Source organism: Herpetosiphon sp., assembly GCF_003512625.1.
GTDB classification, from domain to species: Bacteria; Chloroflexota; Chloroflexia; order Chloroflexales; family Herpetosiphonaceae; genus Herpetosiphon; species Herpetosiphon aurantiacus.
Genome location: NZ_DOPT01000089.1, coordinates 70817 through 83801, shown reverse-complemented (window position 1 = coordinate 83801; position 12985 = coordinate 70817). Strand labels below are relative to the sequence as shown.

At 51.0% G+C, this 12985-nt stretch carries 9 protein-coding genes; 6 read left to right on the top strand and 3 right to left on the bottom strand.

The genetic code is table 11. The annotated features are described in order from the left end of the window. Positions 1 to 163: 163 nt before the first annotated feature. The 3 genes from gyrA (at position 164) to hutH (ending at position 5115) form a co-directional block, all read left to right on the top strand. Positions 164 to 2647 carry a DNA gyrase subunit A gene (gene gyrA / locus DEF47_RS19205; RefSeq protein WP_012192149.1) on the top strand — a complete coding sequence of 828 codons (2484 nt, stop codon included), beginning with the start codon at positions 164 to 166 and terminating at the stop codon, positions 2645 to 2647. Positions 2648 to 2995: 348 nt separating this feature from the next. Beyond that, positions 2996 to 3373: a hypothetical protein gene (locus DEF47_RS19200; RefSeq protein ID WP_012192150.1), complete on the top strand. Its 378-nt coding sequence runs from the start codon at positions 2996 to 2998 to the stop codon at positions 3371 to 3373. A gap of 155 nt (positions 3374 to 3528) precedes the next feature. Continuing rightward, positions 3529 to 5115 (top strand): histidine ammonia-lyase, encoded by a 1587-nt coding sequence (hutH, locus tag DEF47_RS19195; protein WP_012192151.1) that lies wholly within the window; start codon positions 3529 to 3531, stop codon positions 5113 to 5115. Between the two features lie 173 nt (positions 5116 to 5288). Here the strand turns inward: hutH and DEF47_RS19190 are convergent, their stop codons facing one another. Next, the gene (locus DEF47_RS19190; RefSeq protein ID WP_012192152.1) at positions 5289 to 6341 is read right to left on the bottom strand and encodes a dipeptidase; all 1053 of its coding nucleotides are present in this window, start codon (positions 6339 to 6341) and stop codon (positions 5289 to 5291) included. A 6-nt stretch (positions 6342 to 6347) separates the two neighbouring features. Then, positions 6348 to 6833, bottom strand: a complete 486-nt coding sequence (locus DEF47_RS19185) for a DinB family protein (RefSeq protein WP_012192153.1) — start codon at positions 6831 to 6833, stop codon at positions 6348 to 6350. Between the two features lie 62 nt (positions 6834 to 6895). On the opposite strand from DEF47_RS19185, the gene DEF47_RS19180 reads away from it, so the two are divergent. After that, complete coding sequence (locus DEF47_RS19180; protein ID WP_012192154.1) at positions 6896 to 8059, top strand: alanyl-tRNA editing protein; 1164 nt, start codon at positions 6896 to 6898, stop codon at positions 8057 to 8059. A 53-nt stretch (positions 8060 to 8112) separates the two neighbouring features. Here DEF47_RS19180 and pheT read toward each other — a convergent pair whose 3' ends face one another. Continuing rightward, positions 8113 to 10629 carry a phenylalanine--tRNA ligase subunit beta gene (pheT, locus tag DEF47_RS19175; RefSeq protein ID WP_012192155.1) on the bottom strand — a complete coding sequence of 839 codons (2517 nt, stop codon included), beginning with the start codon at positions 10627 to 10629 and terminating at the stop codon, positions 8113 to 8115. A gap of 315 nt (positions 10630 to 10944) precedes the next feature. On the opposite strand from pheT, the gene pdhA reads away from it, so the two are divergent. After that, the gene (gene pdhA, locus DEF47_RS19170) at positions 10945 to 11922 is read left to right on the top strand and encodes a pyruvate dehydrogenase (acetyl-transferring) E1 component subunit alpha (protein WP_012192156.1); all 978 of its coding nucleotides are present in this window, start codon (positions 10945 to 10947) and stop codon (positions 11920 to 11922) included. A 10-nt stretch (positions 11923 to 11932) separates the two neighbouring features. After that, positions 11933 to 12931 (top strand): alpha-ketoacid dehydrogenase subunit beta, encoded by a 999-nt coding sequence (locus DEF47_RS19165; RefSeq protein ID WP_012192157.1) that lies wholly within the window; start codon positions 11933 to 11935, stop codon positions 12929 to 12931. Positions 12932 to 12985 lie beyond the last annotated feature (54 nt).

Sequence of the window (12985 nt, the reverse complement as noted above, 5' to 3'; positions counted from 1 at the left end):
AATAGTTTGCTAGCTGTAGTATAGCAACGATAGGCCGACTGCTGATCAATTTACCTAAATTCAGCATATTTGTGCTAAAAATATTCGACATTATGGCTATTTCGCGGTATAATACAGGAAGCTTAACTTTAGGGATTTAGCGCTTACGCAAGGGATAAAATTCATGGAAATAGGGATTGTCAAGCCTGTTGCGATTGTTGACGAGATGCGTACCGCCTATCTCGATTATGCAATGAGTGTGATTGTATCGCGGGCCTTACCTGATGCTCGCGATGGTCTCAAACCTGTGCAGCGGCGGATTTTATATGCAATGTTCCGCGAAGGGCTATTGCACAACGTGCGCTATTCCAAATGCGCTGGGGTTGTCGGCGAAGTGCTCAAGAAGTATCACCCTCACGGCGATGCTTCGGTTTATGATGCCCTCGTGCGCCTCGCCCAACCATGGAATATGCGCTATCCGCTCGTCGATGGCCAAGGGAATTTTGGCAGTGTTGACGGCGACGCAGCGGCGGCCTACAGATACACTGAAGCGCGGCTCAAAGAAATTGCCGAGGAATTGTTGCGCGATATCGACCGCGATACGGTGAATTTCGGCCCCAACTTCGATGGCGGCTATCAAGAGCCATTGGTGTTGCCAGCGCGTTTGCCCAACTTGCTGCTCAACGGCTCAGCTGGGATTGCGGTTGGTATGGCCACCAACATTCCGCCACATAACCTTGGCGAGCTGTGCGATGGCATCGGCTACTTGGTTGATAATCCCGATGCAACCGTTGAAGATTTGATCAAATTTATCCCTGGCCCCGACTTCCCAACGGGCGGCTCGATTCTGGGTACTGAAGGGATTATCAGCGCTTATTCGAGTGGTCGTGGCCGGATTTTGATTCGCGCTAAAGCCCACATCGAAGAAGCTGCTCGCGGTGCGTTCCATATCGTCGTGACCGAATTGCCCTATCAAGTTAACAAAGCCCGTTTGATTGAACGGATTGCCGAGTTAGTCAAAGATAAACGGATCGAAGGGATTCGCGATGTGCGCGATGAATCCGACCGTTCAGGGATTCGCATGGTGATTATCTTGAAGCAAGATGCCCAGCCCAAGAAAGTGCTGAATCATCTATTCAAATACACCAGCATGCAAACCACCTTTGGCGCAAATATGTTGGCCTTGGTCGAAGATGGCAAGCAGCCACGCACGCTTTCGCTTAAAAAAGCCTTGCAAGAATATATCGAGCATCGCCAAATTGTCATTCGGCGGCGTACCGAGCATGATCTGGCCAAAGCCAAAGCACGGGCGCATATTCTCGAAGGCTTGAAAATTGCGCTCGATCAGCTTGATGAAGTGATTGCCACGATTCGCGCTAGCCGCACCGCTGAAACTGCCCGCAGCAATTTGATGAAAAACTTCAAGCTCAGCGAATTGCAATCGCAAGCGATCTTGGAAATGCAATTGCGGCGCTTGGCCGGCCTCGAACGCAAAAAGATCGAGGATGAATATAAAGAAGTCTTGGGGACGATTGCCGACCTTGAAGATATTTTGTCCAAGCCCGAACGGGTTTTCAAAATTATCAAGGACGATGTGGCTGAACTCAAAGAAAAATATGGTGATGTGCGGCGCTCACGGATCATTGCCGATGCCACTGGCGATATCAGCACCGAAGATCTGATTCCCGACATGAATGTGTTGGTGACGGTGACCGATCGTGGCTACATCAAGAAATTGCCTGGCGATACCTATCGCGTGCAAAATCGCGGTGGCCGTGGTATTAAGGGCATGACCACCAAAGAAGATGATGTGGTGGCACATCTCTTGATGTGTAATACCCTGAACGATCTTTTGTTCTTTACCAACCGTGGCAAAGTCTATCAACTCAAAGTTCATGAAGTTCCCGATGCGAGCCGTACCGCCAAAGGTCTGCCGCTGGTCAACCTGATCTCGCTCGAACCAGGCGAATTGGTCACATCATTGATCGCTGTGCCCGATTTCGACGATGGCGAATATTTGGTGATGACCACGGTCAAAGGCCGAATCAAACGCACCAAGTTGAGCGAATATAGCTCAGTGCGCTCGAATGGCTTGATCGCGATCGGGCTTGATACTGGCGACGAACTGCGCTGGGTCAAAACTAGCAATGGCGACGAAGATATTTTGATGACTACCCAACATGGCCAAACCATCCGCTTCAGTCAAGCCGAAGTGCGTCCGATGGGTCGGCCAGCTAGTGGGGTGATTGGCATCAAAATGTCAGCCAAAGATCAAGTGGTCGGCATGGATTTGGTGCGGCCAGATTCACAACTGCTCGTGATTACCTCTCACGGCATGGGCAAGCGCACCGACCTCGAAGACTATCCGGTCAAGGGGCGGGCAACCCAAGGCGTGATTACCATGCGGCTCAAGCCAGGCGATATTATTGCCGCCGCATTGGTGTTGACTGATAGTGATATTGTGACCACAATTACCCGCAATGGTGTCGTGATGCGTACTCGTGCCGACAAGATTTCTAAGTATGGGCGAACAACTCAAGGCGTAACCGTAATCAATCTTGATAAGAAAGATTTGGTCGCAGCAGTTTCGGCTGAACCACCAGTCGATGACAAGAGCGATGATTCGGATGCCAACGATAGCCCCGGCACAGTAACCCTGACAGCTTAAGCTTTTTAAGCAAATTAATGCTAAAAACCCGTTGCATATCCGATATGCAACGGGTTTTTAGCGGTTAAACTAAGTTCACCTATATACCTATATCCGCTCTTTTTTAGGTAAAATTAATCTAGCTATTCATGGAAACTGTGATATAATCGGGGAGACATAACATAACAACAGCAATTTTCTACCTCAAAATCTCATCCAACTACCACTACCACCGTCCGCTGTCGGCTGATCTATTGACCCAGAAAGCGAAGGAACGGAAGATACACCAACAGGCCGTGGTGCCTGTAAACCGCCAAGATAGCGGGGTCTCTTTTCCGCGCAGTCAAAGAGGATTGCAAGGAGGCGAGCATGATCTCTTCAAGCGTGTATATGTTGCTTGAGCAAGCGATCGATACTCCCGAAAAACTGCATTGTGTCATGCTATTTGCACAACGAACAGTTAATCAAGGCACTGCTACTCACATCGCTCGCCAGCTAGGGCGCGATATATGGAGTATTGAGCGAGCACTCAAAGAACTCAGTGAGGCAGGCATTCTTTCCATCGCCGGTGAAGGCAAATCGTCGTGTTACGATTATCAACCGCGTTCGTATGTGGTTAATGCGTTGGAATTATTAGTTCAAACCTACAACGACCCCATTTTGCGCAGCGAAATCTGCGATTATGTGCGCGAGTTAGCTAGCTACGCGCCGTATCGCGCTCACTTCCACACCGTTTTGGCAATCTAAAACCTGCGCCTACTCAGAATCTCCCGAGAGGAGAGAGAGTGGCGCAAGGGCTACATCGTCCTAGCTCAACCATAATTAAACCCATCGCAAGCCCACCATTTGCTGACGGCTGGTATACTAGCGCCGAAAGCGAATTAAGCTAGCGAGGTAGCATTGTGGAATGTTTAGTGCTCAATGGCGAGCAGTTAACAGTTGATGGTTTGGTGGCTGCCGCTCGTAATCCGGCAATTAAGGTCGAATTAGCGCCCGAAGCAATTGAACGAATGCACTATTCTCGCGCTGCCGTCGAGCGATTTGTGGCCGAAGGTCGCGTGGTCTATGGCATTACCACGGGCTTTGGTCATTTTCAAAATCGTACAATCGATCGCGACCATGTGCGCGAGTTGCAACGCAATATTATTATGAGCCACGCCACTGGCACAGGCACGCCGCTGCGCCGCGACCAAGTACGCGCCATGTTGATCGTGCGAGTCAATACCTTGGCTAAAGGCTTTTCAGGGATTCGCCCGCTGGTTGCACAAGCCTTGCTTGATCTGCTCAACGCCGATATTTTGCCAATTATTCCTTGTCAAGGCTCGCTTGGAGCTAGCGGCGATTTGGCTCCCCTCGCCCATGCCTGTTTGATTTTGCTGGGCTTGGGCGAGGCGGTTGCTCCAGGTCAATCGCCAGTCCATGGCCAACGCATGAGTGGAGCCGAAGTTTTAGCCCACTTGCAGCAAGAACCTTTGGTTTTAGAGGCTAAAGAAGGCTTAGCATTAACTAATGGCACGGCATTATTGAGTGGCTTAGCCGCCTTGGCAATCTACGATGCCGAGCAACTTTGCCGCAGTGCCGAGACTATCGCCGCCTTGTCGATGGAAGCTTTGGCGGCTTTGCCAGCAGCCTTCGATCAGCGGTTGCATGCAATTCGTCCGCATCCACGTCAGCTTGATAGTGCGCGGAGCATTCGTCAATTGTTGCAAGGCAGTAGCTTTGTTTACCCCAGCCAAGCCGCTGATCCGACTATTTATGGGCCGCATAAAGTCCAAGATGCCTACTCGTTGCGCTGTGTGCCTCAAGTCCATGGGGCAATTCGCGATGCAGCCTGTTATGGGCGTTGGGCTACCGAGATTGAACTCAACAGCGCTACCGATAACCCCTTGATTGTTCCTGTTGATCCTGCGCAACCCCATGGCGAATATGAGGCGATTTCGGGCGGTAACTTTCATGGTGAGCCTCTCGCATTAGCCATGGATTTTCTGAAAGTGGCGTTGAGCGAATTGGGCAACATCAGCGAGCGCCGCACTGCTCGCTTGGTTGATGCAGGTTTGAATGGCAATTTACTCGCCCCGTTTTTAACCGAGCAAGGCGGCCTGCACTCAGGCATGATGTTGATTCAATATACGGCTGTGGCTTTGGCGAGCGAAAATAAAGTGCTGGTACACCCCGCTGCTGCTGATACGATTCCTACCTCGGGTAATCAAGAAGATCATGTCAGTATGGGGCCGACTGCTGCCCGTCAGGCTGCCGAGATGCTCGATAATGTGGTGGGTATTTTGGCCTGTGAAGCCTTATGCGCGGCCCAAGCGATCGATTTACGTTGGCGCAAACACGAGCATTTACAGCTGGGCCAAGGAACTGCGCCCGCCCATCAAGTAATTCGCCAGGTTGTGCCATTTCTAGCTGAAGATACCGTGATGTACCCGCATATCGAAGGCCTGAAACAGGTGATTCAGGCTGGTAAATTGGCCTTAGCCGAATGATTTGATAGGTAAGTTTAACCACGAAGGACACGAAGAGCACGAAGTGAGTAGGCTCTAGACTTTTGGCTATCGAAATTATTAAGCTATTACCTCATGTCTCGATAGCCTAGAGCCTTCGGCCAACATAGCTAGTCTCAATCTTCGTGTCCTTCGTGGATCACAAACTCCGCAACCTAGATAATTCGTTGAAACCAACGCAGCCAATTTTGGCCGAGCACCTTGGCAATATCATTTTCGTGCCAGCCCCGCTTCGCTAAGGCTTGGCCGATCTTTAGTAAATCGCTCCAGCGATCAATTTCAGCCGGAATCATCTCAACTCCAAAGCCACCGTCGAGGTCGGAGCCAAGCGCCACATGCTGCGTATTGCCTGCCAGCTGACAGATATGCTCAATTTGCATCACCACATGCTCCAACGAGACATGATTTTTGCTACCATCCCAATCGGCCCGCAGCATACGGTTGTAGAGTGCAATTCCAATCACGCCATCACGCTCAATAATCGCTTTGATCATCTCATCACTTAAATAGCGATCTTGGTGGCTGGCTCCAACTAATAAGCTGCGACAATTGGAGTGCGAGGCCGCAATTGGCCCTTGAAAGTGCTCAAGTGCTTGCCAAAAACTTTCCTCTGCCAAATGACTGGCATCGAGCGCCACGCCTAATCTTTGCATCAATTCCAATAATTCCAAGCCCAATTTGGTCAATGAGCCTGGTGCACCAGTGCCACCAGCATAGCGAGTTGCTTGCCATGCTGGGCCAAGCCAGCGCAAACCCGCAGCATACCACTCGATTAGTTCATCGGGCGTGCGCAAGCCATCTGCTCCTTCCATCAACAAGACCAACCCTGGCACTGATTGGTTGCGAGCTTGAATCGCTTGGAGGGCTGGTTGATTGTCGATAAGGTGCAAAAAGCCAGCGGCACATTGTTGTTTATACCAATTTAGTTGCTCCCACGCTTGATCGTGGGCTTCGTCGGGGGTAGCATAGGCCACGCCATCAAGCGTAGTTTGGGCTTCCGCTGGCAGAATAAAAATTGTGCCACACACAATACTTGGCGTGTGCAAGCCAATTTCAGCCAAGGTAGTGGTCAAGGTACCAGCCTCAGCAATCCATTCAACGGTTTGTTCGGTTGCACGTTGGCGGCCAAGTTCCACGGTTTTGGTCAAATCGCGGCCAAGGTTAATTGCGTTATAAGCCAAATCGAGGTGTGCATCAACGAGAATCATGGTGCCTCATTCTAGCGAGCGTAGGCCCGTTTCGATTTCATTGCGATGTAACCGAATATGCAATGAAATCAGATTTAATAGTTGCTCAAGGGTCATCTGTTGCTTTTTAACAAATTCGACGGGTAATGCTAAATCGGCTGGTTGCAACGTTGTAATGTATTCGGCCAATTGCACTCCCGTTTTATCCCAATGTTGACGAATTTCGGCAAAGCTCTTGCCTTCCCAAGCCGCAACTTGCTCAATATTCATGCGATCAACATCAAAATCGGGGGCAAAAATTGGGCTGATATCGCCAGTTTGGGCTTGTTGTTGTTGCTTTTGGGCTAGGCGCAACATCTGGCGCGAGGTTAAAGCAATATGCGCCACAATTTGCCAAGCGTTCCAGCCATCGTCTCGAATTGGCCGATACAAATTAGCTTCGGGTTGCTCAGCCACAATCGTCCAGACCCGTTCAGTTTCTTTAGCGTAATACTCGGCGGCCTTACTCGTCATTGAGGTTCCTCCTTGACACAGATTGATCTATCATAGCATATTCTGTTTTGCAGGAGCAGTTGATGAGCACTGAACGACTTTATTGGCACGATGCCTATTTGCGCGAATGGTCAGCCCAAATTGTAGCTCGCGATCAGCAACGGGTGGCGCTTGATCGCAGCGCTTTTTATCCCGAAGGTGGTGGTCAGCCCGCTGATCATGGCTGGATTAACGGGGTGGCGGTGGTCGATGTGCAGGCTGATGATCATGATTTGGTGTGGCATACCCTCGCTGCGCCAATTGATAGCGATAGCGTGGAATGTCGCCTAGATTGGCAACGACGCTTCGATCATATGCAGCAACATCATGGCCAGCATTTGCTCTCGGCAGCATTTGATCAGCTATTCAATTGGCGCACAGTTGGTTTTCATCTCAGCAGCGAGTATGTCACAATTGATTTAGCCACTGGTGAAGCTGACTCCGAGCAACTTGGCGAGGCTGAAACTCTCGCCAACCAAGTAATTTGGCAAAATTTGCCGATTTTGGCGCGATTTGTCAGCGCCGAAGAACTTGCCACGCTGGCCTTGCGCAAAGCTCCCAGCGTAACTGGAGCAATTCGCGTGGTTTCGGCTGGCGATTTTGATCATTCAGCATGTGGCGGAACCCACCCCAATGCGACTGGCGCGGTTGGTCAGATTCATATTCGGCGCAGCGAAAAGCGTGGCGAGAGTGTGCGAATTGAATTTGTGTGTGGTGGGCGAGCGTTGCAGGATTTGCGTTGGAAGAATGCTGCGCTTGGCCGAATCGCCGCAGGTTTTAGCGTGGCTCAACCTCAAGCCGAGCAAGCGATCGAACGGTTACGTGAGCAAGAACAACAAGTACGCAAACAGTTTCAGCAGGCCGAGCAACAACTATTGGAGTTTGAAGCCAAAGCGTTGGTTGAGCAAGCTCAGCGGATTGGTCAATTAAAGGTTGTGGCCCAAGTTTGGCTGCGCGAACCGCAAACCGTGCGCCAACTAGCCAATTTGGTGGCTCAGGCAGGCGGGGTAGCCTTGTTTGGCGTGGCAGCTAGCAAACCCCAATTAATCTTTGCCGGCCAAGGCTTGGATTGCGGGGCAATTTTGCGGCAGGTTGTGGCAGCATTTGGCGGCAAGGGCGGTGGTAGCGTTCAACAAGCCCAAGGTGGCATTGCTGAGGCCAACGATTTAGCCGCCGCCTTAGAGTTGGCAAAACAGCAAATTGCTTAAATAGCAAATGCAGGCATGCCGAATGTACAGCATGCCTGCATCGCTAAAATAGGTTAGCTGCGAATTTGCACGCCCAATTCGCGTTCTAGCTGCTTGAGCAACTTTTCGCGGGTTTTGAGCAAATCTTTGTCGGCTAAGGTGCGGTCAGGGGCGCGGAAGCGTAGGCGGAAGGCCAAACTGCGCTGACCAGCTGGAATCGGCGAGCCAGTGTAGACATCGAACAGCCGTACATCTTCTAAGAATTCGCCACCATACTGCTTGATGGTTTTGGCAATCAGGTCAGCGGCTAGCTCATCGTTGGCAACCAAGGCCAAATCTTGTACCGTGGCGGGGAAGCGCGAGATGCTGGTATATTTGGTTGGTTGGCTGACCTTGAGCAATTGATCAACGCTTAGTTCAGCGATACAAACTCGTGGCACGCTAAAGCCAAAGCGATCGCGCACCAAAGGATGTAACTCACCAAACACCCCAACCACCACTTCATCAACCACGATTTTAGCGCTGCGGCCTGGGTGCAAACGCTCGTCGCTGGCAACTTGGAAGCTGGCGCGATCACGCAAGCCGTGGCGACGCAACACTTCTTCAATCACGCCTTTGAGGTCGAAGAAATCGAAGCCTTCGGGGCTTGGTTGGCTCCAAGTGCTTGGTTGGCGCGTGCCAGCCAAAATAAGTGCCAAGTTGCGTGGCTCGTCGGGTAGCAATTGGCCCGCCACAGGGTGGAACACCGCGCCAATTTCAAACAAGGCTACCCGTTCGCGTTCGCGCAAATCGCCGACCACAATGCTCAACAATTCGGGCAAGATAGAGCGGCGCATCACTGATCGCTCAGGAGTTAATGGGTTTTCCAAGCGCACAAATTGTTCAGCATTTGCCCCATTTTCGCTTACATATACCGAATTTTGCAAGCTGTCGTTGCTAAGCGAGTAGCTGATTGCTTCATCCAAACCTGCGGCTACCAACATATCGCGCAAGCGTTCGGTGGCCTCGAACAACGGATTAGCACGTTGGGTTGGCAGCGTGTCGGCCATCAAGGCTTCGGGGATGCGATCATAGCCATACATACGGGCCACATCTTCGAGCAAATCGGCTTCGATTTCAACATCGGTGCGATGGGCTGGCACTAGCACATGCAAGGCAGGGCCACGGCTTGATTCAACTACCGCGCATTCAAAACCCAAACGACTTAGTAAATTGGCAACTTCGGCTTGCTCAAGATCGATCCCCAAAATGCGTTTTACTTCGCCCAAGGCTAGCTCAATTTCGCGGCGGGCGAAGGGCACAGGGCAAACATCAACTAATCCATTGGCAATCGTGCCGCCAGCTAATTGTTGAATTAAGTTCAACCCGCGAATCGTTGTGCGTGGTGGCAGCGTTGGATCAACGCCTTTCTCAAAGCGTTTGGAAGCTTCGGAGAAAAGCTTGAAATGTTGGGCCGTGCGGCGAATCGCAATCGGATTCCACAAGGCTGCTTCATATAACACATTGACCGTGCTATCGCTAATTTCCGAGGCTGCGCCACCCATAACCCCAGCCAAACTTGAAGGGCCATTGGGATCGGCCACAACTGTATCGATTGGCCGTAATTCGCGCACAACATGATCAAGCGTTTCGAGCTTTTCGCCTGCGGCGGCTGGTCGAATAATCAAGCGCCCTTGGGCCACCTGATCTGCATCGAAGGCATGGCTTGGTTCGCCCAGTTCCAACATTACATAATTGGTAATATCAGCAATGTTGTTAATTGGGCGCTGGCCTGCCAAGCGTAAGCGCCGTTGCATCCACCACGGCGAGGGGGCAATCTTCACCCCTTCGATCAAGCCAGCGACAAAGCGTGGGCAAATGTTTGAATCAACAATCTCAACCTGAATTTTATCGGCGATGGCTGGGCCATTGGTTGGCAAATCAAAACTGGGCATGCGCAATTCGGCCCCAGTTAAGGCCGCAACTTCCCGCGCAACCCCCAGAATGCTTAGGGTATGGGCATAGTTAGGAGTCGTTTCAATTTCTAAAACGGCATCGCCCCAATAATCGGCCAAGGGCGTGCCAACTGGCGCATCATCGGGCAAGAAGATAATGCCATCATGTTCATCGGAGAGCGCCAGCTCCATTTCTGAGCAAACCATGCCCTCGGACGGTACGCCGCGCAATTTGGTTGGTTTGAGCGTCAACCATTGGCGGGTTTCGCTATGACCATCGAGCAGGCGAGCGCCTTTAGTGGCTAGCACCACTTTTTGGCCGCTCATGCCAAGCTCGATATTCGGTGCGCCGGTCACCACGGTCAATTCGCGGCCTTCGCCATAGGCAATGCGTGGTAATTTTAGGCGTTCAGCGTTGGGGTGCGGCTGCACATCGACGATCTGGCCCACGAAAATCGTCTCGCGATCCCACGGAATATAATCTGGTGGGGTGGCGCTGCTCAAATCTGGTGCCCACGCTGAGCCGGCAGGAGCTTGCAGCCCGACATAATCGATGCTGGCAACTTCCAAGCCCGCCCGCGTGAGACGCTCGGCCAATTCTTCTGGGCTAATCGTTATATCAACAAATTCGCGTAACCACGAAAGCGGTACTCGCATGCCGTTTTACCTCATCGTATCTAGTAGTTTAAGCCAATCAGCATTATAAAGGCAAAAATCAAAAGGCAGAAATCAAAAGGCAGCTTTTGACTTTAATCTTTTGCCTTTTGACTTTTTTATGACGCACTGTGTCGAAAATAAAGCTCTCTGACGGCATGCAATGCGATATGCTATAATAGCCAATGGTACAAAAGGCCTGTCAACGACGACACAAATCACCTTAAACTACTTAATTTATAGAGGCGTTCTATCCCCGTTGATAGGACGGCCAGGTATGGCTTTTCTTCTTCTGCAACCCTCGATAAAGGAGCCTTGATGGAAAAGCAAGATTTACTTGCCGATTACCGCACGATGGTGCTGATTCGCTCATTTGAAGAACATTGCCAGCAACAGTACACCCGTGCTCGGATCGGCGGCTTCTTGCACTTATATGTTGGGCAAGAAGCAGTCGCGGTTGGTGCGATTGGTGCCTTGAAAGCACAAGATCATTTAGTCACTCACTATCGCGACCATGGCCACGCCCTTGCTCGTGGCTTGGAACCCAAACCTCTGATGGCTGAATTGTTTGGCCGCAGCACTGGCACCGGTAAAGGCAAAGGCGGCTCAATGCACTTTGCTGATAAAAATAAAAATTTCTGGGGCGGTTACGCCATCGTTGGTGCCCACTTGCTGTTGGCCATGGGGATTGCCTACTCGATCAAATACAAGCGCGAAGTGCTTGGCCAAGCTGATCAAGATGGTGTTGTCATGTGTTTCTTTGGCGATGGCGCAACCAATGGCGGCGAATTCTACGAAGCCGTCAGTATGGCCGCATTATATAAATTGCCAATCGTTTTCCTATGCGAAAACAACGAATTTGCCATGGGTACGCCGCTCAGCGTGCACACCTCGGTCACCGAAATTCACAAAAAAGCTTCGCCATTTATGCCTGGCGAACGGGTGAATGGCAACGACGTTGAAGAAATGCGTGCTCGCGCCCTTTACGCCGTCAACCATGCCCGCACCGAAGGCCCATATTTCTTAGAAGCGATGACCTATCGTCTCCGTGGTCACTCGGCTGCCGACCCTCAAATGTATCGAACTCGCGACGATATTAATGCTCGGCGTTCCGGCGACCCAATTGCTTTGCTCAAGCAAAAACTGATCGATCAAAACTTGTTGACTGAAAAACAAGCCAAGCAAATCGATAAAGAAGTTGAAAAGGAAATGGATGTAGTGGTGCAATTTGCCGAAGAAAGCCCTGCCCCAGACCTGAGCGAAGCATGGACCGAAATCTATTCGAAGCCGCTCTAAGGAGATATCAATGCCCGTTATAACCTACTCGGAAGCCTTGCGCCAAGCATTGCGCGAAGCAATGACCAACGATCCACGGGTGTTTATCATTGGTGAAGATGTTGTTCACTACGATAGCGCTTACGGTGTCACCAAAGGGTTTGAAAAAGAATTCGGCCCCGAACGCATCAAAGATATGCCAATTGCTGAAGCTGGGTATGCTGGTTTAGGCATCGGCGCTGCGATGAACGGCCTGCGCCCGATCGTGGAAATGATGACCACCAACTTTGCAATTTTGGCGCTGGATATGATTATCAACCACGCTGCTAAATTGCACTATATGTTCGGTGGTCAATTTACCTGCCCAATCGTGTTCCGCATGCCCAATGGCTATGGTCAATTGAGCGCCACCCACTCGCAAGCCTTCGATAACTACTATGCCTACATGCCAGGCTTGAAAGTGGTTGTGCCTGGCACTCCATACGATGCCAAAGGCTTGATGAAGGCCGCGATCGAAGATCCCGATCCCGTGATTTTCATCGAACACACTGGGATCTACAACATCAAGGGCGAAGTGCCAGAAGAAAGCTACACCGTTCCGATTGGCAAATCGAACTTGTTGCGCGATGGCAAAGATGTGACGATTGTGGGCTATGGCCGCATGATTCCTTACTGCCAACAAGCCGTTGAAACCTTGGCAAGCGAAGGCATCGATGCAGCCTTGGTTGACTTGCGCACCATTCGTCCGCTCGATATGGAGCCAGTCTTGGAAAGTTTCCGCAAAACCAACCGCGCTGTAATTGCCACCGAAGAGTGGACATCAGTTGGTGTTGGCTCGGAAATTGCCGCTCGCTTGTATACCGAAGGCTTTGATCACTTGGATGCTCCAATTTGGCGCGTGGGCTTTGACGAAGTGCCAATGCCGTATGCCAAAAACTTGGAAGCCCATGTGGTTCCCAATGCCGATTCAGTCATTCAAGCAGTCAAGAATGTGCTGGCAGGCAAGACCCAAAAGATTCGGCAGCAGTAGTTGAGGTTGGGTGGCTTGGCAGCAGGCTAAAGAAAACGGTTTCGTGAATTCTAA